Genomic DNA, 25,504 nt, shown 5'->3' on the forward strand with positions numbered 1-25,504 from the left:
GCCGGCCGCCCGGGGGCGCCGGTCACCGGCGCCGCCGGAGAGGTTCAGCGGCGCATGCTGCCGCCGTTGCGGTGCTCCCCGCGGTCATCGCCGCGGTGGTCGCGGTCGTCGCCACGGTGGTGGCCCCAGGTGACCTCGTCGACGAGGCGGTCGCGGTCGTTGCGCAGGGTCGCCGTGTCAGCGTCGTTGTTCCACACGTAGGCACGGCGGTCCTGGAAGACGTCGGTGGCGCTGTCGCGGCCCTCGCCGGTGTGGACGCGGACCGTGGCCCGCCCGTCCAGGCGGAAGTGGCGGAAGGTGTAGGTGTGACCGGCCTCGTCGGTGAGGGTCCAGTGGTCCAGGTTCACCGCCCGGCGGGTGGTGTTGGTGACGTCCACCCACTCCTTGTTCAGGGAGCGCTTGGAGCGGTCGTCACGCCCCGGCGAGTCGTACTGCACGGCGCTGATGACCACGTCGTGGTGCGGGCGGGCCGGGTGCTGGCCCGCGGCCGCGGCCGGCAGCGCGAGCGTCCCCACGGCAGCGGCGGCCACGGCAGCGGCGGCGGTCAGGCGGCGGGCGGAAACGGATACGGACACGGAAGTCCCCCTTCTCGGGGCCGGACACCTCGAGCGGGCGGCGTGATGCCGCAGGTCGCTCGCGGTGCGTCGTGCGGGTTCGGCGGCCGGATTGACCGCACGCCCACACCCTGCCCACCCTGCGGAGGGGTTGTGATGGGTACGCGAAGGTCATGACAGTTTGGTCATATTTCTATGACTCTCACCTGCAACACCCATGTATACGGCGAATGCACGAGGTTGACAGGCTGTCACCGTGCGATGCCGTGCAGGCGGCGGGCAAACCGATGCCGACCGGTGCCCCGCGTTGCTTCCGCCCTGCGGGCCGTCACTCGAAAGTGAGTAACAGGCCGCGCGGCCCGAACGGGTGCCGTACGGGCAGAGCGCGACGGCGTGACCGCTGCCGCGCGCCGCCGGGCAGGGCCGGATCGCAGGCCCCGGACGGAGGGAGGCGGAATCCGGGAGGGCTCGTAGAGTGGCGCTCATGACCGGCAGGCCCAGCAGCACCATCACGATTGCGCTCGCGGCCCCGGGCGACGGGCCCTCGGCGGTGGCTCTGGGTGCCCTCGCGGTGGGCGGCCTCGTGCCCGCGCCCGGCGCAGCCCCTCCTCCGGCTCTGGCGGAGGCGATCGACGCGCACGGCGGGAAGGTCCCGCTGCCCTACGGACACGGCCGCTGTCTGGTCGCGCGCGTCGGGGATGCCGTGGCCGGGATGGTGTACACGACACCTCCCATCCGGTGGATCCGGGACCATCCGCCCGCGCAGCGGGCCGCTCTCGTCCACTCCCTCGTCGAGATCGAGCTCCTGGCCGTCGCCGAGCCCCACCGTGGCCAGGGCATCGGCAGCGCACTGCTCACCGCGGCCGAGGAGACGGCCCGCAGCGCCGGCAGCCACCTGGCCCTCGCCAAGATCCGGATCGGCGCCTTCGCCACCATGCGCTGGTACCGCAAACGCGGCTACACCATCGCCGCCCAGCAAGAACCCCTCGTCTTCCGCACCCGGGCGGGGTTCGAGTCCTGCGACGACGGATCGGACGGCCACCAGCTCGCCGTCAAAGCCCTCCAGCCGGGCGTCGTCCTGCGCCGCCGCCTGGAGCGCGGCACCTCCCTACTCCTCGCCGAACGCCAGACCTGAACCGGCCGCCGCCATGCTGCGCAAGCGGTGCACGGGACGGCTCCTCGGCAGCGGAGCACCGACGGAAGCTCGGGCGCGCCACCGGCGAAACGCCGAGTAGAGGATGATGGATACCCGCACCGTGCGAAACCATCGGAGAGTCACCGCGACATGACCAACAGCGTCTCCCGGACCGCTGCCGAGGACGGTCTCATCCACCACATCCGGCAGCACGCCGAACTCTCCGAGGCCGCCCACCGCGTCCCCGAGGACTGGAGCTACCCGAGCTCCTTCCACCTCCTGCTGGCCCTGGGCCGCCGCTTTACCCCCACGCCCAGCCCCGATGACCTCATCGGCATGCCGGACCGGCTCTGCTACAGCAACGCCGCCCGCTACGCCCTCGCCCACCGTGACGAAGACCTGGTGTACGCCGAGGGATTCGCCCTCACCCACCACGCTTTCGACATCGCCCTGCCCCACGCCTGGACCGTACGCCCGGACGGGACAGTGCTGGACCCGACCTGGGACGACTCGCCGGGGCGCGCCTACGTCGGCATCGCCATCGCCGACCCTGGGCTGTGGCCCGTCGACGGCGGAGGACTGCTCCAGGACTTCGACCGGCTCAAGCCGCTGCTGCGCAGCGGCATCCCCCAAACTGCACTCGCTGAACTCGGCCGCCCGCTGACCGAGGAAAGGACGACCGCGGGCAAAGCCCCGGGAGACGACTTCTAGCGATACGGCAAGGGCGACGTCAGAGGCGTGAGTCACCACATGCTGGCCGGTTGCTCGTACTGCGGGGAAGCCTCACCAACGTCGGCCCTTGACTGCTCTCCCTCCTGAAGGGCGGGAGACTTCCTGACCTGGCTCAGGCTGCCTGCGCCAGGCAGCGCCTCAGCAGGTCTTACGGCCTCGGCATCAGTGGGTTCAGATCGGCCCGGACCTGGATCACACGCGCAGGGTTCGTGTGCGCGGGGCGTTTCAGATCCGGGCCCCGTCGGCTGCGTTGTGGTCAGCGTGGGCGCCACGTGCGGATTTCGAGGTGGATGATGTGGGCCTCCGGGTGGATGCGTCCGGTCTCGACCAGCCACTGGTGCACGGCGGCGGTGACGTCGCCGCCGGCGGCGTTGACGCGGCGGGCGAAGTCGACGGCGTCGAAGCCTCCGGTCTGGGAGGAGCCGTAGGAGCGTTCTTCAGTGTGGTCGGCGCGTTGGATGACGTCGCGGCGGATGCCGGGCGAGTCGGTGCGGCTGCCGGAGGGGTGCACGTAGGCGGTCTTGGCCAGGCGGACGGTGAAGGCCAGGCGCAGGCCCCGGCGGGCGGCTTCGGCGATCAGGGGGCGCAGCCGGGCCGAGCCGGAGGCGATCGCCTGGGTGCCGACGCGGCCGGTGCCGGAGCCGGTGGGGGTGATCAGGACGGCTTTGCCACGGACCCGGGCCCGGCCGCCGGAGGCGGTGGTGCGCCGCTGGGTGTGGCGGGCGGCGATGGCGGCGAGTTCCGGCAGGTCGGTGATGCCTCCGGTCTCGACGGCGGCCAGGACTTGCTGTAGGGCGGCTACGAAGGCGGCGCCCTTGTTCTTCGTGTAGAACTGCGAGACCAGCGAGGGGTCTCGGTCGATGATGTGGGCGATGTCGCGTTTGGTGTAGCCGGCTACCTGCAGGCGGTCGGCCAGCCGGGCCGCCTCGTTCAACTGGCCCTGTTCTGCCGGGGTGTCGGAGCGGGAGCGGGGGGGCATCAGGCCTCCTCGCGGGCGGTGAGCGCGGTGCGTCCGGTGTCCCGCAGGGTGAGGAGTTCGTCCTCGGTGGCCGGGGCGGTGACGAGGCCGGTGAGGTGGCCGCGCAGGAGGTAGTCGCCGGGCTGGTGGTGGTAGGGCCAGTTCTGGGGCCGGGTGAGGTAGAGGGCGTCGGTGCGGAAGGCGACGACAGTGCCGGGTGGGGTGTGCAGGGCCCCGGCGTAGGTGTTGTCGTCGCGGTGGCGCTGAGTGAGCAGGGCGGCGCGGGCTCCGGACCAGATCGCGGCGGCCCATTCGGGGTGGGCGTTGGGGTCCCGGCTGAATCCGGTGGGCCGTTGCCAGGTGATGAGTTCGTCGTCGAAGCCGATGATTTCGGCGTCTGCGGGTACGTCGCGTTCCATGGTGCGGGGGGTGGTGCCGGTGACCATGCGGGGGCGCTGGGCGAAGGATCCGATGCCGTACAGGAGGATGGAGCGCACGGCGCGGGAGGCGAGGTGGGCGGCGCGAGCCTGCCGGGGGTCGCCCTGGAAGTGGGCCTGGGTGGAGAGGTTGGTCCAGGTCTCCTTGAGTTTCTTGGCCCAGTCGTCCAGCGGTTTGCCGTCGTCCCACAGGATGCCGTCGAGGATCTCGATCTTCCACGGCTTGATGGGGTTGGTCAGGGCGGTGTGGATCTCGGGTCCGCCGGCCCAGGTGGTGAAGGTGGTGCCGCCTGCGGCGGGGTAGTGCCAGGCGCGTTCGCCGGGGGCCGGGGCGGGCAGGAGGCCCACGTGGTTCCAGGTGTCGGGGACGGTCACGCGTGCCTGCCAGTGCCCGCATCCGTACAGGGCGCGCATCTGGTCCTTCTCGCTCCAGGCGGCGAAGGTCTGGGCGGTGATGCGGCGGGGGGTGCCGACGGGAGATTTCCAGGTGTGCTTGGCGTAGGCGAAGGTGCGGTCGTACTCGACGAGTTGGGGCAGCTGCTCGGGCACGCGGGGTGGGGTGATGAGTTCGTTGCGGCCCTGGCCTGCGGTGGCGTGCAGCAGGCCGCGTAGTTCCTCCGACAGGACGGGGAAGCCCTCGGCGTGCTGTCCGCGCTGGGGGATGGTGCGGGTCCACAGGTCGCGGCCGGTCTGGGAGGGGGAGCCCATGAGGACGGCGTCGTCCCAGTGGCGGCGCAGGGCCTGCCACAGGAGCACGAACGCGTCACGCACTGTGTGCGGGTCGTCGCCGTCGAGGTCGAACCACTCCCGCACCGAGCGGATCTCCACGTGGTCGTCGCCGCTTTCGCGCTGGTAGCGGCCGACGGGGTTGCGGGCGTGGACGAAGTGTCCGGCCATGCGGTCGCGGCCTCGGCCGGTGTCGGTGCGCCAGCCGGGTGTCGGGGCGTTGAGCCAGGCGGCGACGGCGTCGCGGAGGTAGGCGTGGCGGTCGGCGCCGTGGTGCCAGGGGTCGCCGGCGGTGATGTAGATGCGTTCCACGCTGTCGGGGACCGTGTGGAAGACGGCGGTGAGGATGTCCGCGGCGGAGGCGGCGCCGAGGTCCAGGCTGTGGGTCTGGTTGCGGTGGACCAGGATGCCGGTGCTGGTGTCGAGGAAGACGGTGGAGCGGGCCTGTTGGATGAAGTTCGGTCGGGTGGAGGCAAGTTGCCGGGTGTGGGTGAACCAGGCGTCGCCGGTGCCGCCCTCGGGGATGGAAGGCAGACTCCTCTCTTCCTGAACAGGCAGCGCGGTTGTGCCGTCAGCGGCCGGGGGCTCGGCGGGCCGGGCGGTGCCCGGAGCCGTGGCGGGGGCCGGGGCCTGCGCGGCAGTGGCCGTGCGGGGTTGCGTGCTGTGCGCGGCGGAGGGTTCTTCGGTGCCGGAGGGAGTGGGGGGCGGGGTGTCGGCGCCGGTGAGGTCGTCGGGGGCCAGAGCGGGGGCCAGAGCGACGACATCGGCCAGGCTCACGCCCGCGGCCGGGGCAATCCGCTCGGCCTTCGCCTTGCCGTAGGCGGCCAGTTGGGTGATCCGCTGGTCCCGGTCGGTTTCCAGTTTGGACAGTTCCGCCCTGGCCTTCTTGATCTTGTCTCGTACGGTGCGCAGTTCGCCGAGCGCGTCATTGTAGCTCTGTGCGTCCATCGGGGCTTCCTTGTCCGGGCGTGGGGTTCAGCCGGCAGCGGCGGTGGGGACGTAGGCGATGGCCCCGCCCGAGTGGGAGGCGAGCCGGGCTCCCAGCAGGAGTTCGGCAAGTCGGCGGTCGGTCTTCAGGTTTGAGGTCAGCGTGATGTGCGGGGCGGTCAGGTCCGTGACGTAGCCGGCCAGTCGTGCGTCGGGGAAGGCGTGACGGCCCTGGCCGTTCTTCTCCCAGCGCTCCAGGCCCGTCAGCACGGCCACGACGTAGCCGGAGAGTGTGACGGGCAGGACTCCACCGGCTGCGACGCCTGCCGCGTCGCAGCGCCACCAGCCGCGCAGCGCCCTCAGGAGGTCGTCGGGGGCGAGGGAAGCGGCGAAGCCGATCCAGTCCCGGTCCGGATCACCGGTCCGCTGCGCTGTGTCAACCCGCAGCACGGCGATCTCCGGAACGTCCAGCCTGTCGAGGGCTGCGGAGTGTCGTGTGCTGAGGGCTTGCACCGTGGAGAGCGGGACCATGACGCGCACGCCTCGGCGGGACAGGCCGGGCAGCAGGCCTGCATGCACGAGGCGCCGGAAGGTCGTGACGGCACAGCCCAGTTCTTCCGCGGCCTGCCCCGTGGTCAGCAGCACCCGCCCCCCACTCATATGCGAAATCTGATATCTGATTCGGCATGTACGTTACGGGATGAGGTCCGAAGCGGTCAACGGGGTGGCCGGAGAGTTACCCGCCGTACTCCCATGCCTCCTCAGCTGCTGCCCCCTCTGCGTTGATCTTGATGAGCCGACCGGCGATGCCCCCCTCGTTGCGTCCGAACTCCACGGACAGCTCGGCCAGGGATGCTCCCTGTGCACAGCGTTCAGCCAGACGCTGTTCCTCGTCGGCGCTCCAGCGCTCGTAGGCCCGGGGATGGATCTGGCGTTTCTCCTCCACGGTGTAGGCCTTGGGCTTCTCCGGTCTGGGGCGCGGGGCGGGTACCTCGTCGGCCGGGAAGGCGATGAGGCCGAGGTGATAGAGGGCCCAGCGCACAGACTTTTCGCTTCGCTTCAGGGATTCGGCCAGCTCCTGGACGGAGGTGCCGCGGAGAAATTCGGTGCGCAGACACTCTCTCTCCTCGCTGCTCCAGCGTGTTCCGCGACGGGCGGGCTTGGCCTTGGCGGGGCCACCGGCTGCCTGCGCGGGGATGCCGGTAGCAGTTGGCGGGGCTACGACTTCGGGAGGCTCAGGCAGTTCCGGCCGGCCGGATCCGCGGGCGGCGTCGAGCTGTTCGCGGAAAGCGTTGAGGAGCTGCAGGTAGGCGCGGGTGCCGGTGGTGTCGGCGGCATGCAAGCCGGCTTCCCAGGCGGCCATGGTGGCGGGGGATACGCCAAGAACGTCGGCGACTTCCTTGAAGTCGGCTCCCCAGAGTTCGCGAAGCCTGCGCCGTTCTGCAGGCGGCGGGAGTCGGGGGCCGCCTTCGAGGAGGCGGTCACGAGCGGTGGAGTGCAATGTCATGTCTTTCCTGCCGGAAGGTGCCAGTGGGGGCGCCGTCTTTCGAGGCCGGGGAGCGCGTCACGGGTACGGGAGATGGACGCGTTGAGGAAGCCAGGCGGGTACGGCCATGCCGTGCTCGGGCAGAGCGCTGCCGTGCGCGGGAAACATGTGACGCACGCGAGGGCCTCCGCCAGCCTCAACTGCGGTGTCACACACAGAGCATCAGCGGAGTGTGGCCACCGCCGATGTGCTGCGCACTAGCATGCCAGCCCGATGGTCCGAAAACGGAGCCCGATAAACGATTCTGCATATCAGCATGCCGTGTGACCTGCGTAGATGCCGCTCGGGACGGCAGCGGGTACCACTCCAACGAGGGTCTGCGGAAGAGAAGTTTGACGTAGAGGGTCGGCGGGTGCGCAGGTGGGGCCGCAGATGCAGACGCAGTCCGTCGTGCGACGTGAGGGCAGCTCTCCGGTCGTGATGCTGGGGTCCGTGTCCCGCAGGTGCCCTGGTGCGGTGCACGGACCCCAGCAGGGAATCTGGGGTCGTCACGGCCGCATCGTGCCTGGCCCGGCCAGCAGGCTCTCCCTGGCGGTTGCGCCGATGGGCGGCATTCCGACGGCAGTCGACCCGTACCGCGCGGGTCAGGCGTCTGCGGTACATGTACCTTTCCCGCGCCGGGCGCAGCACGCAGCCTCCGGCCTTCTGGCTCGGACTCACTCTTGAGGGGGTATTCCCCGCAGCACTGCAGAGGTGGAGCGTCTGTTTGTTTGCGCAGGTGACAGCGGTAGCGAGGGCGTTGAGTCGGCCCTGCGGTCTGCGCTTTCGCCCAGGACGAAGATGATCGGCGGCAGCTGTGCCCCTAAGCTCACCTCCCGCAAGAGCCTCTTCAGCATCGAGGTCGGGAGGGAGGATCGGCTGTGCAGTTGCCCGCTCTGCACCTCATGCGGCGCCAGGCCGCCGAGTTGGCCACAGCTGACAGCAGCGTCCTAGAAGCACTGCGTGAGCGTGTGCAGGAGATGGAACGCCAATTGGAAGCCCTACGGTCCGAAGAAGACTCCATGGCACGCAGGGCAGACAGTTCCGGCAGACTCCTCGCCGCTCTCGACAAACGGATCGGGCAGCAGGAGACCGGCTCGGCCGCAGCGCAGCCGACCACGGGCACCGACGAGGCGGGCCACGTGCCCCTGCACGAGAATGAAGAGGCGACGGGGTGAGCATCATGGATCGCGTTCGACACGCCCGTCCCCGTAAGGATATCGGCTCACGCCGGACGCTCCTCGCGGAGCGGGGACTGCCCGTCTGTCTCTACGACGGCGTCCTTCGGATTGATGGCGGCTGGACCATAGGCAGCCGCTGAGTCACTCGGTCACACATGCGTGAGTCACCTGCCGGGCTGGTCGAGAGCCCGGCGGTGACTCACCGTGCGCATGTTTGGCCTCACGTGCGCCCCGTCACTATACCCAGCGTGCGGGAGGGGGTGCGCTCCGTGTCATTCGCACGTGTTCCACGAATAAGAAAGGCCTCACGATCATGGAAAGTCTGTTCTCTCCCCCTCCCTCAACCGGCCCTGTGAACGCCTTCGGCATGCCCCTTTCCCTCGACGGCGCGGTCGTCGCTGACCGCCCCAGGGACAGGACCACCCCGAGCGAGCGTGCAGGTATGGACCGCCAGTGGTCCCTGTTCCTGGCCATGGCCGATTTCAGCGGTATCGGCCGCCTCACGGTCGCGAGCGTGGAGTTGGCCCGCCGGGCATCGGTGGGCGGCGAGACCGCAACACAAACGCTGCGATGGTGTTCCGACCTGGGCCTGCTGACCGGAGGGCGCGGCAAGTTCGCGGTCACCGACACCGGTTGGGACATCGCGAAGCGCTGGCATGAGGACAGGGACCACGCGCGGATGCTGTTGCAGGCTCCGTTCCTTGCGCACTGGTCGGTGCAGGCCATCAAGGAGCCGATGCGCCACGCCCCGGTGCCGGCGGAGACGCTGGCGAAGTGGCTCCAGGCCGGCCTGCCCGGGTCGCCGCGGCGCGGGATGTATCTGATCGAGTGGCTGTCGCTGGCCTTTTTGGTGCACCGGGACCAGCAGGGTCTGGTGTGGCCCGCTCCGGCACTGGGTGTGGTGGCTGCTTCGGAGCCGACGGCCGTCCCAGCCGATGCCTGCGGCCAGGAACCCGAGCAGGAGCTGAACTTCCTGATGGGCACGACCAACAGCACGCTGCGCGGCCTGCCGTGCGAGCGCTACTGCTCCGTGCTGGACAGCCTGGCCCAGGTCGTGGAGCTCATCCCGGCCTGATCTCCTGCCCCTCCCCCGCAGATGGTGTGGCTCTGCGGGCCCGGGCTGCATGCCCGGCACCGTCGTGCACGGTGATGGCCGGGACACAGGCGGCCGGGACACTGCCGCAATCCGCAGCGGCACGTGTCCTGGCATGGTGGCACCGTTAGCGGTGGGTGCCGTCGCTGCCCTGTCGCTTCCTCTTCTTCCTTTCTCCTTCTTTCGTGTCCGCGTGTGCCGTCGTGGCGTCAGCGCGGTTTGTCGGCCTGCAGCCCGCCGTCGCGGGCAGGCCGGTTCCTTTGCGGTGCCGTTTCGCAGGTAGGCCGCCCGGCCACCGCGTGGCGCCCTTGTCCTGGTTTCCCCCTGCGTACATGGGAGTTCGTTCGTGATCCCTCTGTCTTCCGCAACACGACTACAGCCTGATCCCGCCCCTCCGCCCCGTATCAGGCGTCGCCTTGTTGATCCCGCGCACATCGTGGCGCGGTTCGTGGACGCTGCCGGCATCGAGCACGAGGTGCCGTGGCTGGAGGCCGCCGCGGAGCACGCGTTGGAGGAGTGCCTGCCGGTGCGGCAGTTTCCGGCGCTCAAGGGACGTCGCACGGCGCCGGGTTGGTACTGGTCGGCGACCGACCGCCGTCTGGTGCATTACGGGTTCAAGGCCATGCGCACCCAGGTCATGATGCTGGATCACGACCCGAAGGTGGTGGCGCTGGCCTGCCGGTCGGTGGAGCTGCTGTGGCGGGGCCGGTGCGGGAAGACCGTGTCGCACGCCCCGCATCTGATGGCGCGTCTGGCGGACGGCAGCGGGCTTCTGGTCGACTGCGCGGGCCGGACCGGCGCGGGCCGACGGCTGGTGCAGCGGGCCTTTCACATCGAGGCCGCAGCCGCTGCGGGAGGCTGGCACTACCGGCTGGTGGCTCCGCCGCCTCCTGTGGTGGAGGCGAACGTGCGCTGGCTCGCCGGCTACCGGCATCCACGGTGCGCGCAGGGCCGGTTGGCCGAGGTGACCGGGTGTTTCCGCACCCCGACGGCGCTGGAGACCGGTGTGCGGCTGCTGGGTGATCCGATCGCGGCGTGGCCCGTGGTGTTCCACGCTCTGTGGCGGGGTGTCCTGCGTGTGCCGCTGGACCGCCCGCTTGATGGGCGGGCTGTCGCGGTGACCTCCTGCTCGGAGGGCGAGCGGTGAGCCGGCCCAGGCTCGAACCCGGCGCGAGTGTGCAGTACGCGGGCCGGAAGTGGACGATTGTCGGCCTGGAGGGCTCGGCGTTGGGCCCGCGGATCTGGCTGGCCGAGGACGGTGGGGAAGGCGACCTGGCGGTGGCTCTGGCGGGCCTGCTCGGCGATGCGTCCTTCGAGATGGCAGACGGTCCGCCCCGTCTGCGGGTGCCGCAGACGGGCTTATTGTCGACCGTGCCCGAGGCCCGGCAGCAAATGGCGTTCGCGATGGAACGGCACGTGCGTGAAGTGGAGACCGGCTCCCCCACGCCAGGCGGCGCCGGACCGGCCAAGCCACAGTACGATCCTGCGTCGACCACGATGGAACAGCGTGAACAGGCCAAGTCCGATGAGCTGACTGCGCGGGGCTGGGAGAACGTCAGCCGGGCGACGGTACGCCGGTGGCGTGTCCGCTACCGCGATGGCGGCGTGTGGGGGCTGCTCCCCAAACGCTGTGGTTCGACGCGTCTGGAGCGGGCCGACGCCAGGCTGGTCGAGGCGTTGGCCGGGCTGCTGCGTGAGGAGGCGCTGCGCTCCCGTTCCCGGGGGTGGAAGAAGCGGATGCGGTGCGAGACGCGGTGGCGGCTCTGTGCCAAGCACGGTGACGGGGTCGTCAAGGTGCCTCCGCAGTCCACGTTCAACAAGCTCCTGGACGATGTGGGGAAGTCCCTCGGTCTGGGCGGGACGGTGGCACAGCGGCGGGCCCGGGCGGCACGGCCCGCCCCGCCGTTCAAGCCGACGCTGGCGCTGCGTCCGGGCGAGCTGGTGATGATGGACAGCTCGCCGCTGGATGCGCTGGTCGTCCTCGATGACGGAGTGGTGGGGCGGCTGGAGCTGACCACCGCCCTGGACGTGACGACCCGGAGTCTGTGGGGGGTGATGCGCCCGGCAGGCAGCAAACTGACCGACGTGGCCGTGCTGCTGGCACAGATGATGACACCGATGACGATGCGGCCGGGCTGGCCTGCCGCCCTGTCGATGGCCGCCTCGGTCGTACCGCACGAACGGCTGACCGCTCTGGACGAGCGGCTCGGGGACGCGGCGGCCCGCCCGGTGATCATGCCGGAGACGGTCGTGGTCGACCAGGGCAAGGTGTTCATCTCGCCCTCCACCCGGGCCGCGTGCGAGAGCCTGGGTATCTCGCTGCAGCCCGTGCCCCCGGCCAACGGGCCGGCCAAGGGACATGTGGAGAGGGGCTTCGGCTCGGTCAGCGCCGAGTTCTCCCAGTGGCTGCCCGGCCACACTGGTTCGAACGTGGGCGAGCGCGGCTCCAGGGTCGAGCAGGAGCGGCTGTGGAACGTGTCCGAGCTCCAGGCGCTGTGGGAGGAGTTCCTGGTGCACTGGCACCACCGTCCGCGCCAGGGCTTGCGGCACCCGCTGATGCCGAAGAAGGCCCTTACCCCCAATCAGATGTGGGCGGCGCTGCTGCCCGTGACGGGCTATGTCCCGGTGCCGTTGTCCGCCGACGACTTCGTGGAGCTGCTGCCGGTGCGCTGGCAGGCGATCACCGATGCCGGTATCCGGTTCGACTACCGCACCTACGACGACGGCTGCCTGAACGGTCATCGCGGGCAGGACTCCGGGGTGCGGTCGAAGAAGGGCCTGTGGGAGGTGCACTACAACCCCTACGACCCCATTCAGGTCTGGGTCCGGCTGCCGGAAGGGTTTCGTGAGGTGCCGTGGATCCATGCGACCTCGGTGGCACTGCCGTTCACGCACCACGTCTGGGAGCACATCTGCAAGGCCGTCGAGCGCACCGGCTCGTACGAGGAGCACGAGGCCGAACTGGCCCTGGCCCTGGACGCGTTCCTGAAACGGGCCGCGCGCAAGGACGACCTGTCCGCTACGGAGAAGCGGGTGGTGGCGAAGTCCCGGGCCGCCGGCGCGGTGCCGGTGCCCGCGGGCGCCGTCGACGTGCTGGACGTTCCTGCGCCCTCGTTCGGGCTGGCCGGCGTCTACGCGGCACCCGACACCGACGACGACACCGTCCCCGACGAGGACGACGATGCCTTCGACGTTCCCGGCGACGATGCAGAGGCAGGCCCGGCGGCCGATGGTTCTGGCCTGTTCACCGACACCGAGGGGGAGGACGACCAGTGGCTGCCGTGACCACTGCCGTAAGCGACGACCCCTTCGACGACGGTGTCACTCCCGGTCCGGTCACCGACTGGCTCCTGTGGCAGGCGGACATCCTGCGGCCCCGTGTGGACGCACCGCCGGTGGGCGACCCGTCCTGGACCCGTAAAGCGCTGCTGGACTACCACTCCGAGTTCGTCACCCTCAAGACGCCTTCCATGCGTCAGGCCTCGATAGAGCTGAGGATGACGTTGCTGGTCAACAACCGGCAGCGCGGCACGGCCCGGCGCGGGCTGATCGTGTCCGGGCCGCCGGGGGCGGGTAAGTCGACCACGCTGATGGAGCTCGGCAGGTCCTTCGAGCTGAGCGAGCGGCGCCGTCTGGCGGGCTACCCGGGTGCTTTCATGCCCGTGGCGTTCGCTTCCATCCCTCCCACCTACACCCCCAAGAGCCTGGTCCAGGTTCTCGCCCGGTTCGCGGGCATCCCCGTGCACGACCGGATGACCGAGCAGGCCATCACCAACTCCGTATGCCATGTCCTGTGTGAGCGGCGGACCCGGCTGGTGTTCATGGACGACGTGCACCTGGTCAACACCCGTACCCAGCCCGGCGCCGACACCTCCGACCAGCTCAAGAGCCTTGCGGAGCGGATCCCTGCAACGTTCGTGCTGGCCGGTGTCGATGTGGAGAACTCTCCGCTGCTGACCGGGCCCCGCGGCGCTCAGCTCGCCGCCCGGTGCAAGCTGTTGCGCACTCCCCCGCTGCTCAACGGCACCCCGGAGCAGAAGGCGGTCTTGCGCAAGCTGCTGGGCGACATGGAGTCGGCACTGCGGCTGCCCCGGCACCGGCCCGGAACTCTGGTCCGCCTCGCCAATTACATCCATCTGCTGACCGGGGGTGTGATGGCCAGCCTGTCCCTCCTGGTCCGGGAGGCCGCGATCCGTTCCATCCTGGACGGGAGCTTCGCGATCACAAAACGACTGCTGTCACAGGTGGTCCTCGACGTCCAGGCCACGAACGCGGCCCGCGCGACGCGCAGGCGTCGCCCGGACAACTAGCCGCCCCCCGGCGGGACATTCACCTGGCCCGGCGCACGGCCGCTGCCGAACCGTGCGCCGGCTCGCCGCGCCCGCTCACCCATCTCGTTCTATCCCTTCCTCGCGGGGCCCACGAGCCGGGGCCTTGCGCCCCTGTCTGCCTTCGCCGTGCCCTCACCCACTGCCCAAGGACGCCTCTGTGCACGACCTCGTCCTCACCCCCGTTCGCGTGCCGCCCCTCACGAAGGAGCTGACCGGCTCCTGGATCAGGAGAGCGACCGCCCGATACGGTCTGCCCGCCCAGGACCTGTTGCGGGGCATCCTGGCCGGACGCGGCCGCGTGCAGGTGACAGGCACCCCGAGCACCGGCCTGGAGCTGTTCCTCAACACACCGGCACGCGCGGAACTGACCCGGTTCACCGGTCTGCCGCTCGACCGGCTCACCGGCCTGCTGCCCAGTCTTGCCGCCACCCACGAGCGGCTCGTGGACGACGAGATCGCACGAGCAGCCTGGTACGTGCCGCGCCAGGCATGGGTAGCCGCCTGTCCCCCGTGCACGGGACGGGCCTGCCAACCCGGCCGGCCCGTGCTGGTGTACCCGGAAGCAGCCGGACACGTGTGCCAGCGCCACCAACGCTGGCTCCTCGCGCATGCCGAGAATCCGGCGAGCATCCCGCTGCGGACGCTGCCGGAAGTCCTGGGTGCCCACCGCCGCCACCTTGTTCTCGTGCGGGCACACCCGTGGGGCGCGGACGCCGTGGTCCTCGCCGCGGCGGTGGTGTGGTCGTGGCAGGTGCAGGGGTGGCAGTCGGAGGCGATCTGGCAGGACCGGGTACGCCGGGTGGCCGCCGTCATGAGGTGCTCACCGACTGCCGTGATGCCGCATGCCCTGCTGCCGTATCCGGAGACGATCGCCGTCGCACGGTTGCTCGTGGACCATCGCTGGCAGCAGCGGCTGCGCGAGGCGGCTGCCGGTGACGGGCTCCGCAGCGCCGCCGGGCTGTTCCTCCAGGAGGCCGGCCGGCGGATCAACCGGCCGTGGCTGACCGACTGGCTGACCGCCCGTACCCGGGTCAGCTGCAAAGACGTCGTAGCGGGTGATCCGCTGCATCAATGGCTGCAGCGGATCACCGCTGCCACCGGCATCACCAGCGACGGCCTGTGGACGGTCAGCCAGACGGCAGCTCGACCCATCGAGTACAGCGACCGCGCCAGCTTCCTCACCCAGAGCCGTCCCCGCGCCGTCTACGACGAGGCCAAAGAAGCCTCTCTGACCGGCGGTTGGGAACCAGTGCCCTCACCGCGGCCCGGACCGGCGTCGTCCCCGTGACCTCTGCCTGCTCCCCCACCCGCCGACACGTGCCGTGTCACGTCGGCGGCCGCGGGCCGCCACCCACACCCAACCCACCACCTCTCACCTACAAGGAGATACACACCCATGGCACCGATCAGTCCGGAGTACGCCAACCAGGGATCTGTCGGAAAACGTGTCTGAAATTAGTGCCCGGATGTTGCGGGCGTCAGACGTGCTCCCGGCAGGGTTGTGACGGCAAGCTGACGGGCAGCCGTGCCATCGCCCACAGTGTAGCGGCTGGCGCAGCGGTGGCTGCGGCGTCGGTCATGCTGGCTGTCCGATGGCAGGGCTGAGGAGGCGGACAGCCCCGGTGCGGGAGGCCGAGGGCGGGTGTCGGTCGCGCGGATGACGGGTCAGACGGCGAGGTCGAACCAGCTCGGGGCCAGCGCTCGGGTGATGGAGTTGTTGACCCAGGCGTAGCCGATGTAGATCAGGAGGCCGGCGTTGGCGCCGTAGGCGGGTACGCGCTTGTGCGGGTAGCACTGGTCGAAGCGGGAGTGGCTCGACTCACTGTCCTGGCGGAATCCCTTGAGCCGGCGACCGGCAGGTGTGTCCGGTGGAACCTGCCTCAGATGTTCCGTCCTGTTGAATCGCGTCTTTTTGGTGGACGGGTCAATTTCGCGGTCTTCTTTGGTTTCGTCCATGCGAATACGGAGTTCGTGGTTTTCTCTTGAGCAGGGGATGGCGAGGCGATGGTAGAAGCGACTCGTCGTCTGCTTGCGGCGTTCCAGTTCTTCGACGGGGAGGGGTGTGTAGTAGGTCTCACCGTCCACTGTGAAGCGGCGTTCACAGACCCGCCCTTCGACGGCGAACAAGTCGTGACTGCACTTTCCCTTTCTGAAACGCTCCAGAGAGTACGGTTCGAGCCCTCCGTGCTGAGGGGTGAATACGACGATTCCTTCTGCGATCAGTGGAGCTCGGTGGACGCCGCGGAGCGCGGTGTCGTAGGTGAATGCGCGGATTCCGGGTGCCTTGCTCATGAGGTGGCGGACAAGCCGGACAACGGCAGTTCCTTCGTCCTCGCGTTCAGGGTCGCGCTTTGCCGATTTGTGGCGGACGACTTCGAGAGCCAGGATGACGCGGCTGTGCGGGGTGCGGGACAGGCGGACGGCGAGGGAGAGGAACTTGTTTCCGTAGACCCGCCGTCCTCCGCCTTCGGTGGTGTAGCTGGCATCCGGGTCCACCCGGTGGCGTCGCACTTCGCCGGTTTCCGTGTTGGTGATTTCGTGGCTGGTTTGTGTGGAGGCTGGAGCGGCGACGGTCGCGTCACCGTGAAGGACCTGTTCACGCTCGGGACGGATCCAGCTGCCGCGTGACCTTGAATCCGCCATCATCCCCATGCTGAGTGCTTGGCGGATCCATAGTTCCCGGCTCGTGTCGCGTACAGAATCGAGGTGTGCTTTGAGGTGATTCTTGAAGAAGTAATTCCATTGGCTCAGGCTGGGGCCGGTCGGTTTGAGATTATTGGATTCCTCTGGCCCTAGGTGTTTTCGCACGGCATCGCGTACAGCGTTCCACCATAAGTCGCGTTGGAGATGGCGTGCCGCGCTGCGGGCCGAGCCGAAGATGGAGATCGCGCAGAGAAAGACGAAGTAGACGTAGGGAGGGTGGCCAGGCGGGCGTCCGACGCTGCCGGGTTCGCGGCTCGGCAGAGCTTTGCGGACTACTTCGAACAGGTCGGGATTGTTCAGGAGGTACTCGAACCGTTCGTCGATCGTGAGCGGGGGCGCTTGGGGGCCTGGCGGAGGTGGAGGGGTCGAGGCGGAACCGAAGACGTCGTCGGGCACAGGGCCCATGAGCCAGCCGCGCCCTTTGGTGATCTTCTCCTTGGTTCGGCGGCGGGGACGCTTCTTGGGTGTGCTCACGCCGCTCCACCGCCTTCGCTTTCGGGGTTCCACCGGTGGTCGGCGAGCGCGGCCGCAGAGTCGAGGGAGGACAGGCCCAGGCGGTGGGCGACCTCGGAGAGCCGGCCGGTATCCGAGAAGATCTTGCGGGCGACGTAGCGGGTGACGTCTTTGGGCTCGACTCGGCGGGCATGGGTGGCTAGCCCACTGCGACGCGTGATGTCGCCGAATCCGGAACAGACGCTGGCTTGGGAGCGATAGGCGGACGAAGCCATCGTCACCAGGCGCGGTGGCGTTCCTGCCTCGCCGCGTACGAGATGGGCGTGGCGCAGCCACAGCACCTGTACGCCCCACTCGTCGAGGGGGCAGCAGCGGCCGCGCGTCCGGGTGGCGCCGTTCGTCCAGATCTCCGCCTCGCTGAGGTCGAGGTCGTGCGTGGTCGCGGCGGCGATCTCCGCGGTGTGCAGACCGGCCAGGAGGAGCGCCAAAAGGGCCGCATGACGAGTGGCGGGCATGCCGCGCTCCGCGTGAAAGCGGAGCAACTGCACGTCGGTGTCGCTCAGTTCGGTGCCCTGTTTGCGGGGGCTACGAGGAATCGGCGGGAGATCGACGAGCGGGGCGACTGTGGTGAGGCCGAGCGCCCGTGCTTCGGTGAAGAGCGCTTCAAGGGCTGAGCGGCGCTGTCGACGGGTGCCGCCGGCCGGGTTCAGGATGATGCGCTGATGGCGGTCGTGGCCGGGCGCGTCGATGAAGTACAGGGCGAGCTGGGCGGAGACGTCGTCCAGGTAGGTCACGCCTTGGGCCTCGGCGAAGCGCTGGAGACGTTCGGCGATCTGGGTGTAGAGGACGACGGTTTCAAGGCTGAGTTCGCCGGTGGCGGCGCGCTGTCGCCAGACGCGGGCGACGGACAGGAGAGCGTTCTTGATCTTTGCCCTGGGCACGGGCACCTTCCCGTTTTCCGGCCGCGTGCGGACGGCCGCGCGGCGCAGTGGTGCGACGAAGGGCCCCGGGCCCGCTACCGTGGGCGGTGCCCCTCGCCTTGGGTGAGGGCGTGCCGAAGCCCCTCGGGCGCGTGGCTGTGCCGCGCGCAGGGTGGTGGAGGTGGGGGTCCGGCAGTGCCACCCGGCCAAGGGATGCGGCGCTGCCGGACCTGTTCTTGGTACGTCGGTCTACGTCATGGACGGCCCCCTCAGCTTGGCGAGGATCGAGGCCAGTCCATGGAGGTGGCCATGCAGGGCGAGCATGTCCTCTGCGGACAGGCGTGCCAGGTCGGTCAGGAGGACCGGCGGACTGAGCAGGCGGATCAGGTCCTCCCGCGTGCTGTCTTCGGCCGGCGGGCGGGGTGAGGGGACGGGAGCCTCGGGCTTCGGTTCCGCGACCGCAGGCTCGGCGCGCACATCGGTGACCGTGGAGTCCGCCGCCCCGGTTCCGGTGGCCGGCGGTCGTGATCCGACGCGCTGCTTCGGAACGGTGGCGCCCTCGACCCAGCGCAGATAGCCGCCGTCCTCGGGGCGCAGCATGCCGACGGTCACCATGAGGTCGACCAGGATCTCCACCTTGCGGTGCTGTGCCTCGCCGCATTGGGAGAGCGCCATCAGCTTGCTCACGAGACCGACCCGAAGTGCGGGGCCTTGCGCCAGGCGGTTGCTCGCGCATCGGGCGAACCACGACGTCCGCCATGCCTCACGCAGTGCCCGCAAGCCCTTCTCCTCGCCCGCTTCCCAGGCTCGGGCCACCTTCTGCCCTGTCTCGGTGGGCCGGTAGCGCCGTCCCGACAACGGCTCGATGAGCCCATACGCCCGTAGGAAGGCCATGACGAGTCCGCAGCGGCGGGCCGGGACCCCTGTGATCTTCTCAAGATCGAGCGGGGTGAACGGGCTTTCGGTGGCGCACGAGGCCCGCGTGACCGCCACATGCTCATGAGCGAGGACACGGTCGGTCGGTAGCGGCTTTCCGGGCGGCGCGGAGCTGCTCCGGCGGGTGCTTGTCACCGTGCGACTCCTTCCGTACGGGCCCTGCTGTCGTCAGCGCAGGGAACTTCTCGCGGGCGAGCAGGGGCGTTGACACCTAAAAGCTCATGCCATTCAAGTAGCATGATCTGGGGGTGGCCGCATCCCGTCGACCTCTCCGTCAGACTGTTTGCATGCCGGGAGGAAATCGACGTGCCAAAAAGCCGTGCGCATACGTCGCCGACGGCCTTTGGCCGCACGCGGTGATGGACCGCCATCTCGGGGCGCAGGTCGCCCAGGCGGTTGCTCGTGCGCTCGCGGAAGCGATGGAGCGCCAGAAGGTCAGCGCCAATGCGCTGGCCCAGGCGAGTGACGTCAACCGGCAGGTGATCGCCAACGTGCTGGCCGGCACCGTGTGGCCGGACCTGCTGACCGTGGCGAATCTGGAGGGTGCTCTCGGGGAACCGCTGTGGCCCAATCATCTGGATTGGCCACAGGACGAGAGCGGGCGGAGGGCGCAGCCGCAGGCGGAGGGGATCACGCGGCAGCGGAGCGTGGAGACAGCGGAACGCGACGAACGTCGCCCTCGAACATGACGGGCGCTCGGGCATGACTGTTCGACCCTTCTGGGGTGAGTTGGTCGAACGCCCGGTGCGTGCTACTGGAAGCCGGTAGCGTCGAGGACGGCGACCTGCGGGCGCTGACCGCCGCTGTGCGCAGGCCAAGGGCTACCAACCAGGAGGCCAAACGCGGCGGCGGTCATTTTGCTGTGAAGTTGTAGCTGGGCTCTCGGCTCACGAGACCGTGATGGCATCGGGTCAGGGGGCCTGCCAGGATGCCGCGAGCCGGTAGAAGACGCTCTTGCCGTTCCCCTCGCCGCTGCGCCTCTCACTCTTGGCCAGCGCGCCGCGCTTGCAGAGATTGTCCAGAACGCAGCGATTCCGGCGGACAGCTTCCGTGGATTCACCAAGGGCATCGGTGACCGCTCGTGCGCTCCACTCCCGCATGCCGTCGGTCGAGATCAACTTCATGATGATCACGGATCGGGTGCCCGCGACGCGGACAACCGGATTTCCGGGGGGGAGCTGCACGTCCTCGGGCGTACCGGTCGTCTCTGGATCGGCGGGTGCCGTGGGCGGACTCCCCGAGTCCGGGACAACACGCAGGCGCGGGCCCGGCGACTGAGACCGACTGACGCGCAGCTGTCGGCCCTCCCGTACAGCCGCACGCAGGGTTTCCAGGACACGGCCGGCCTCGTCCCGATTCCGGCGGGCATGCCCGAGTTCCGCCTCGAGATCGGCGATCGAAGCGCGCAGCCGACGCAGTTGCTCCTCGTGGGACTCGATGAGCGCGTCGCATTCACGGAGCATCTGTTCCAGGTCCTGAGCCACCCAGTCCGCCGAGGGCAGGTGGCCTTCGAGCTGACTCATGGGCGCCACAGTAGAGGTGTGTCAGACAGGCCGTCTGCCCATACGGCAGAGGAGGGCAGACATGGTCAGACCTGGGCGGGGAAGGTAGGCGAGTGATCGGTATTGCACCCAGACAGAGCTTCTTCAGCCTTGTCGGGGTGTACGGATGAGGCCGACTGCGCTGAGGCATCCCCGATGGCTCACGGATGCAAGTCTTAAGAGACAGCGCAATCCGGGGTTGCTCATGAAACCTGGTCTTTCCGCCTCAATGCCGTGTCGGCTTACGCCGTTGTGACCTCATGCTGCTCACACCGTGATGGCATCGAAGTCCCGATCCGTGATCTCCTCGCATCCGGAGAGGATCGCGTCGATGGACGCGGACCGCACCAGGTGGACCAGCGCTCCTGCCCAGCCGCCAGTCCTCTCGTGCAGTACGGGCGCCAGTCTGACCAGGGAACCGGGCTGGTGACGACGCAGGCGGAGGGCTTGGTCGAGGGTTTCGACCAGGGATTCCCAGCCTGTCCCGTAGGGCAGGGGGACAGCCCGCACGTGAATCAGATGTTCCAGACCTGCCCCACGCGCAGGCGCGCCCTCGCGCCCATCCCTGGCTGTGCCGGCGTAGGCGAAGAGAGCGGGAACCTGATCGGACAGGAAACGCAGTGTCTCAATTGGATTGGAGATCCCGGGAGTCAGTGCTTCGGGCACGACGTCGTCCACCAGGACCAGGCCGGTCCCCGATGAGATCAGGGCTTCCTGTACCGCCTCGGAGACGGCGGCTGTGCTCGTTCTGTCCGGGCAAGGAGGAAGGCCGACGAGTCTCCCCAGCCGGAGGAGTGCTGTCCGGTCGCTGTCGGCGGGGTGAAGGCGGAGGTAAAGGGGTGGGCCGGCGGGAATCCTGTCGGCAGCCTTGTGTGCGAAATACCGGCTGGATCCTGGCAACGCCCGAGCATGAGCGGGTGTGCGGGCCGACGTTCGCCGGCAGCAACCATGTCGGCGGGGCCGATGCCGACTTCATCGTGGCGGGACGCCTCATCGACTGCAAGGCCACCATCCACCCGCAGCGCATCAGCCGGGACCAGCTGTACCAGCTCGCGGGTTATCTGCTCCTCGACTACGACAACCGGTACGGCATCGAGCGGGTCGGCCTGTATCTGTCGCGGCAAGGACAGCTGGTCGAGTGGGAAACCGTGCCGTTCCTGCGGTTGCTTGGCACCGGCCGTCCGCTGACGGAGCTGAGGCAGGCCTGCCGTGCGGTGCTGACATCTGCGCCAGGGTCAGTACCGCTGCCGCCACCACGACAGGCCGGTTTCGAACAGGAAGGTCTGTTCCAAACGGACTGAGCAGGACCACAGGAGACACGCCTTCGTCGGGGCGGCTGCCCTGATGCGGTGGTAGCCCCCGGCCTCCTCAGGCCTCGGCCCTTCCCGGGATGGCCACCGGACTCAGGTTGCCTGCAGCGGCGCGGTGTATGCGGTAGGCGGACGGGACCACGGGGCGCTTTTGCTCATCACTGAGGTGATGGCGGTGATGTCACCGCCCCAGTGGTTCGATGTATAGCGCAGCGTGATGCGCCAGCGGTGGCCGGCCAGACGCTGCTGCTCGGCGGCCACCGCTTCGTGCAGGGTGATCAGCCCTGGATCGAGGATCCATACGCCGTCACGGTAGGGGGTGAATCCCAGACGCGACCAGGCTCGTCCCAGGCGGGCGCAGGCTTCCTCGTAGGGGGTGTCGGTGCGGCGTTCGACCGGCCCGGGAAAGAGTGCGATGACACCGGTTCCGTTGCTGAGGTAGTCCAGGGCCATGCCGGTCAGCAAGACGCCTAGGCCGTGTCCACGCAGCCGGCTGTCGATGCTGACCGAGTCGACGATGATCGTGTTGCCCGGGCAGCTGAGGCGGTCCCACAGATCCTGCCGCAGGCCCAGGGAGGGGTCGAAGAGGGCCTTGCTGATGGTGAAGAGATCCTCGCTGAGGGCGTCGCAGGCGGCGATGGGGTCGAAGCAGCGGTTGTGGTCGACTAGGTGGAGGCTGATGCGTCCAAACTGGGGGCCGGGGCCGTCCTCGGCGAAGTGCATGCCGATGTCCCACTGCTGGACTCCGTCATCGTGGTCGGCGGCGATCCAGTAGTCGCTGTGGTAGCTGAGGATGATGTCGTCGATACCGAAGTCGACGGTGATGTCGTCGGTGGTCGGCGGTGTGGGCCGGGCGTGCGATCCGGGCATGAAAGTAAGTCCTCGGGGACAGGAGGTGTGCGCCAGTCGGTCAGCTGATGTCGTCGGTGGCGGTGCGGGCGTGCGGGACCACGGGGTGGTGGCTGTCATGTTCGGTGGTCACAGCACCGGCAAAGGGAGGCAGGTCGTGTGCGGTAGCAAGGATGATCTGAGCGCCGTCACCAGCAGTGGCGGTGACGGCCTGGAGCACCCTGGAGGCCAGCAGAGCACCTTCGTCGCCGGCGCCCAGGCCGTCGATGGAGGAGTCCAGCCACAGTGCGCGGGGCAGCCGAACGCCCGGCAGCGCACGGGCTGCCTTGAGGAATGTCAGGTGAAGCCCGTTGTTGGCGATGTTGATCATTCCGGCTGAGCGTGCGAGTTGCTTCGGAGTGCGGCCGTTCAGCTTCGGCATGAACGTTTTCGGGTCGATGCTGGCGCTGCGGATCTTGTCAGGTGCCATGGGGATGACCGTCTCGGCGAAGATCACCGACAGCTCCTTCGCGGTCCGCTCACGGACGAGCTGTGCGTCGCCTTCGGCCATCGCCCATGCCAGACGTGCCTGTTCGGCGTCGGCGGCAGCCCGCTCGGCCTGGCGCTCGAGATCGTTCATGCGGGCGAGTTCTTTGCGCCGGTCCTTCACCGCGGCGATGGCGGCCCTGTTTCCTGCCGCTGTGGCTACGGCCTGGGACTTGGCCTTTTCACGCGGGGTGATCTCCGCCGCGCGGTAGGCGTCGGTGCGGCTGACCGCCTTGTGTGCTGCCTGGGCGCGGGCGGTGCGAGTGTCGACCGCCTTGTGTGCCTGCTGCTGGGCGGTCTTGAGGTTGTTCTCGACGGCGGCCAGTGCGGCCCGGGACGTGGCCACGCGTTGCCTCTGGCGAGCCTGGCGCTGGCTGTGGGCGGCATCCGGCTGGCGGCAGAGGTAGCACACGGGGCCGAGGCCGGTGGCCTGCTGGAGCGGCTGCTCGCAGGCGGGGCAGTGGGTGCGCTGCTGAGTGTCCTGCTCGGCCTGGGCGAGCGCCGCGCGGGCCTGTCCGCGGTCCTCGTAGAGCGGGGCGAGGGCGTGCTGCGCGCGGTCGGCGGCTGCGCCGGCGTCGGCGGCGGTCTTCAGTGCGTCGGCTTGCTCGCTGGTGCGGACGGCCAGAAGGGCCAGATGCGTTTCGAGTTCGTTTTCAAGGCGCTGTACTTCCGCGTTCGCCGAGTCCAGGGCCTTGGACAGGCGGGCTTCGTCGGCATCGAGGTCAAGGGAGACGGGCAGCCCATAGGCGGTGCGCTGCTCGCGGGCCTTCTTCAGCGCGGTGGCGGCATTGGATGCGCTGCGTTTGGCGGCGGTGGATCGCGCCTTGAGTTTGGCTGTCTGCTCGTCCAGCAGGTTGAAGCAGACCTCGATGGTCACGGCCAGGTCGTTGGCGTTCGCGCCGCCGTAGACGGTGTGGCTGGCATGGACCTGTTGCAGGTAGCACAGGGCCATCACGCTGTCGAGGGTCACGCTGCCGCGGGCCGTCTCCACCGCGGGAATGCCCATGAGCTCCACGCTGTAGGAGCCGGCGCTGCGTTCGCCGCCCTCGGGGACGAGCGCAAACGTCTCGACCAGCCCGGTGGTGGTGTTGAGGAAGGAGACCTCCTGATCCAGGAGGTCGTGGGTGATGATCCAAATCCCGGATTCGAAAGCGACGGTGGCGCGCATCGCCTGGATCTGTTCGGTGACGGCTGGCAGCAGTTGAAGGGAGACCGCTCCCAGAGTGATCCAGAAGGCGTCGCCCAGGCTGCTGCACCCAGCACCGATGCCTGCTTTGAAATGGCGGAGCCAGGCGTCGAGGCCGACACCATCCCATTCATCGTCGATGAGGAATTCCTGCTTGAGCCAACTGCACTCGGGCATACACCGCTCCGTCACGGGCTGTTGTACACGCCGCCGGGGTGGACGGCGTATTCAATGGCCCCTAACGAGCCTCGTCAGGCGGCGGCGTGGAGCGGTCGCCTGGTACATCCCATCGAGCGATCTGTTGATCATGGCTTGACCCGGGCAGACTCGCCGCCGACTTCTGCTGTCGCGCGGCCTCAGCACGACCGTTTCGGCTCCGCCGATAACGGGTCCGGACATGAACGTCCGGACCCGTTATCGGCGGCCGTCAGCGCAGTGGGTTCGTCGGTGCTGTCCGTCTTCCGTGCCCGAGCGGGCTCCGGCACGGGAGACGGTACGCAGATCGGAACGGCCTGGCGTTTCACAGGCGGGGCGGTGCAGGACGGCCGTCACGGTGGGCCTGGAAGGCAGCGGAAAGCTCCTTCAGGTCTCTCCTGCGTTCGCCGTGCAGGTCGAGCGGTTCCTGCACGCTGGTGTCCAGCAGTTGCAGACCGTTCTGGAAGGCGTGGAAGCCGATCGACTCCCACAGTGCGGCGATCTTCGTCTTCGCCGTGGCCCGGTAGGCATCGGTCACTTCGTCCTTGTTCTCGGGCCACTCGGCCATACCGGGCTCTGCCGCCACCGCGCAGCAGCCTCCCGATAGCCGGCGGACCGCTTCCGCGGCAAACACCGGCCCCAGGCCGAACCCGCGCCAGGGCCTGGACAAGAACACCCGGTCCAGGACGAGCAGATCCCCCACCGGGCGTTCGATGGCCTCCTCAAACGCGTCCGAGTACTCTGCGCCGTCGAGGACGGCGGATGCAATGCTCTCCAGATCACCGGACATGGCGTCCGCGACCAGCAAGCGATCGGCACCCGTGTAGTCGCGCAGCCGCCACAGTCTCAGGTAGCCGACCTCACTGCCGTCCTCGACGAGGATGTCGCAGGCCTTGGTGCAGCCGCCCTCGCATTCCTCGTCCTCCTCATGGAAGGCGCGGATGGAGACGTGCCATTGCTCGAGTGTGTCCTCGTCCTCGTACGGGACGGCGGGATGTTCGTGGGTGTAGACGAGGTGCAGGCGGGCGGGGTCACCGGGCAGATCAGAGGCGGGACGGCTCATGAGTGGGCAGGCTAGTGCCCACCGCCGACAGCCGGTGTGGTCATGGGGGTCTGTTCCCTCCTGTGGATACGCACGGCAGTCGCGCGGTGGCCGTCAATGCCGGCGCAACCGGCCTGGTGCGCATTGGTACTGAGGGGCCTCGCGTTTCCCGGACAGGCTTCTGGCCGTTCATTTCACGCGGCGATTCGCAACTTCTCGTACTCGGCGTGGACTTCGCGCGGAGG

General features: G+C 69.0%; 23 protein-coding genes. 10 read left to right on the plus strand and 13 right to left on the minus strand.

What is annotated here, in order from left to right:
* Positions 1-44 precede the first annotated feature (44 nt).
* Positions 45-575 (minus strand): lamin tail domain-containing protein, encoded by a 531-nt coding sequence (locus AB0D74_RS43105; protein WP_362599661.1) that lies wholly within the window; start codon positions 573-575, stop codon positions 45-47.
* 463 nt (positions 576-1,038) lie between these two features.
* Here AB0D74_RS43105 and AB0D74_RS43110 point away from each other — a divergent pair, with 463 nt between their 5' ends.
* Complete coding sequence (locus tag AB0D74_RS43110; RefSeq protein WP_362599663.1) at positions 1,039-1,689, plus strand: GNAT family N-acetyltransferase; 651 nt, start codon at positions 1,039-1,041, stop codon at positions 1,687-1,689.
* Between the two features lie 150 nt (positions 1,690-1,839).
* The gene (locus tag AB0D74_RS43115) at positions 1,840-2,400 is read left to right on the plus strand and encodes a hypothetical protein (RefSeq protein WP_362599665.1); all 561 of its coding nucleotides are present in this window, start codon (positions 1,840-1,842) and stop codon (positions 2,398-2,400) included.
* Between the two features lie 277 nt (positions 2,401-2,677).
* On the opposite strand, the gene AB0D74_RS43120 is transcribed toward AB0D74_RS43115, so the two are convergent.
* The 4 genes from AB0D74_RS43120 to AB0D74_RS43135 form a co-directional block, all read right to left on the minus strand.
* On the minus strand, positions 2,678-3,400 hold the full coding sequence (locus tag AB0D74_RS43120; protein ID WP_362599667.1) for a helix-turn-helix domain containing protein: 723 nt from the start codon (positions 3,398-3,400) through the stop codon (positions 2,678-2,680).
* Positions 3,400-5,490: a hypothetical protein gene (locus AB0D74_RS43125; protein ID WP_362599669.1), complete on the minus strand. Its 2,091-nt coding sequence runs from the start codon at positions 5,488-5,490 to the stop codon at positions 3,400-3,402. Before AB0D74_RS43125 ends, AB0D74_RS43120 begins: the two co-directional genes overlap by 1 nt.
* A 27-nt stretch (positions 5,491-5,517) precedes the next feature.
* Complete coding sequence (locus tag AB0D74_RS43130) at positions 5,518-6,129, minus strand: helix-turn-helix domain-containing protein (RefSeq protein WP_362599671.1); 612 nt, start codon at positions 6,127-6,129, stop codon at positions 5,518-5,520.
* 76 nt (positions 6,130-6,205) lie between these two features.
* Complete coding sequence (locus AB0D74_RS43135; RefSeq protein WP_362599673.1) at positions 6,206-6,976, minus strand: hypothetical protein; 771 nt, start codon at positions 6,974-6,976, stop codon at positions 6,206-6,208.
* A 1,040-nt stretch (positions 6,977-8,016) separates the two neighbouring features.
* Between AB0D74_RS43135 and AB0D74_RS43140 the strand changes: the two genes are divergently transcribed.
* The 6 genes from AB0D74_RS43140 (at position 8,017) to AB0D74_RS43165 (ending at position 14,887) form a co-directional block, all read left to right on the plus strand.
* Positions 8,017-8,172 carry a hypothetical protein gene (locus AB0D74_RS43140; RefSeq protein ID WP_362599675.1) on the plus strand — a complete coding sequence of 52 codons (156 nt, stop codon included), beginning with the start codon at positions 8,017-8,019 and terminating at the stop codon, positions 8,170-8,172.
* A 445-nt stretch (positions 8,173-8,617) separates the two neighbouring features.
* Positions 8,618-9,250, plus strand: a complete 633-nt coding sequence (locus tag AB0D74_RS43145; protein ID WP_362599676.1) for a hypothetical protein — start codon at positions 8,618-8,620, stop codon at positions 9,248-9,250.
* A 466-nt stretch (positions 9,251-9,716) separates the two neighbouring features.
* Entirely contained in the window at positions 9,717-10,415 is a 699-nt protein-coding gene (locus AB0D74_RS43150) for a TnsA-like heteromeric transposase endonuclease subunit (RefSeq protein ID WP_362599678.1), read from the plus strand.
* Positions 10,412-12,553, plus strand: a complete 2,142-nt coding sequence (locus AB0D74_RS43155) for a transposase (RefSeq protein WP_362599680.1) — start codon at positions 10,412-10,414, stop codon at positions 12,551-12,553. The genes AB0D74_RS43150 and AB0D74_RS43155 overlap by 4 nt, the downstream gene beginning before the upstream one ends.
* On the plus strand, positions 12,550-13,578 hold the full coding sequence (locus AB0D74_RS43160; RefSeq protein WP_362599682.1) for an ATP-binding protein: 1,029 nt from the start codon (positions 12,550-12,552) through the stop codon (positions 13,576-13,578). Before AB0D74_RS43155 ends, AB0D74_RS43160 begins: the two co-directional genes overlap by 4 nt.
* A gap of 178 nt (positions 13,579-13,756) precedes the next feature.
* The gene (locus AB0D74_RS43165; protein ID WP_362599684.1) at positions 13,757-14,887 is read left to right on the plus strand and encodes a TniQ family protein; all 1,131 of its coding nucleotides are present in this window, start codon (positions 13,757-13,759) and stop codon (positions 14,885-14,887) included.
* A gap of 377 nt (positions 14,888-15,264) precedes the next feature.
* On the opposite strand, the gene AB0D74_RS43170 is transcribed toward AB0D74_RS43165, so the two are convergent.
* The 3 genes from AB0D74_RS43170 to AB0D74_RS43180 form a co-directional block, all read right to left on the minus strand.
* Positions 15,265-16,776, minus strand: coding sequence for a hypothetical protein (locus AB0D74_RS43170; protein WP_362599685.1), 1,512 nt, complete (start codon positions 16,774-16,776; stop codon positions 15,265-15,267).
* Positions 16,773-17,702 (minus strand): hypothetical protein, encoded by a 930-nt coding sequence (locus AB0D74_RS43175; RefSeq protein ID WP_362599687.1) that lies wholly within the window; start codon positions 17,700-17,702, stop codon positions 16,773-16,775. The genes AB0D74_RS43170 and AB0D74_RS43175 overlap by 4 nt, the downstream gene beginning before the upstream one ends.
* A gap of 222 nt (positions 17,703-17,924) precedes the next feature.
* Positions 17,925-18,362: a hypothetical protein gene (locus AB0D74_RS43180; protein WP_362599689.1), complete on the minus strand. Its 438-nt coding sequence runs from the start codon at positions 18,360-18,362 to the stop codon at positions 17,925-17,927.
* Between the two features lie 536 nt (positions 18,363-18,898).
* Between AB0D74_RS43180 and AB0D74_RS43185 the strand changes: the two genes are divergently transcribed.
* On the plus strand, positions 18,899-19,300 hold the full coding sequence (locus AB0D74_RS43185) for a helix-turn-helix transcriptional regulator (RefSeq protein ID WP_362599691.1): 402 nt from the start codon (positions 18,899-18,901) through the stop codon (positions 19,298-19,300).
* A gap of 222 nt (positions 19,301-19,522) precedes the next feature.
* Here AB0D74_RS43185 and AB0D74_RS43190 read toward each other — a convergent pair whose 3' ends face one another.
* Together AB0D74_RS43190 and AB0D74_RS43195 are read right to left on the minus strand one after the other, a co-directional pair.
* Positions 19,523-20,134: a hypothetical protein gene (locus tag AB0D74_RS43190; protein WP_362599693.1), complete on the minus strand. Its 612-nt coding sequence runs from the start codon at positions 20,132-20,134 to the stop codon at positions 19,523-19,525.
* Positions 20,135-20,419: 285 nt separating this feature from the next.
* Positions 20,420-20,830 carry a hypothetical protein gene (locus AB0D74_RS43195; protein WP_362599695.1) on the minus strand — a complete coding sequence of 137 codons (411 nt, stop codon included), beginning with the start codon at positions 20,828-20,830 and terminating at the stop codon, positions 20,420-20,422.
* Positions 20,831-21,024: 194 nt separating this feature from the next.
* Here AB0D74_RS43195 and AB0D74_RS43200 point away from each other — a divergent pair, with 194 nt between their 5' ends.
* Positions 21,025-21,453: a hypothetical protein gene (locus tag AB0D74_RS43200; protein WP_362599697.1), complete on the plus strand. Its 429-nt coding sequence runs from the start codon at positions 21,025-21,027 to the stop codon at positions 21,451-21,453.
* Between the two features lie 102 nt (positions 21,454-21,555).
* Here AB0D74_RS43200 and AB0D74_RS43205 read toward each other — a convergent pair whose 3' ends face one another.
* From AB0D74_RS43205 to AB0D74_RS43215, 3 genes are all read right to left on the minus strand, one after another.
* Positions 21,556-22,332 carry a hypothetical protein gene (locus AB0D74_RS43205; protein ID WP_362599699.1) on the minus strand — a complete coding sequence of 259 codons (777 nt, stop codon included), beginning with the start codon at positions 22,330-22,332 and terminating at the stop codon, positions 21,556-21,558.
* A 40-nt stretch (positions 22,333-22,372) separates the two neighbouring features.
* On the minus strand, positions 22,373-24,199 hold the full coding sequence (locus AB0D74_RS43210; protein WP_362599701.1) for a hypothetical protein: 1,827 nt from the start codon (positions 24,197-24,199) through the stop codon (positions 22,373-22,375).
* Between the two features lie 343 nt (positions 24,200-24,542).
* Positions 24,543-25,280, minus strand: coding sequence for a hypothetical protein (locus AB0D74_RS43215; protein ID WP_362599703.1), 738 nt, complete (start codon positions 25,278-25,280; stop codon positions 24,543-24,545).
* Positions 25,281-25,504: the final 224 nt, after the last annotated feature.

The sequence above is a fragment of the Streptomyces sp. NPDC048278 genome (assembly GCF_040652195.1).
Classification (GTDB): domain Bacteria; phylum Actinomycetota; class Actinomycetes; order Streptomycetales; family Streptomycetaceae; genus Streptomyces.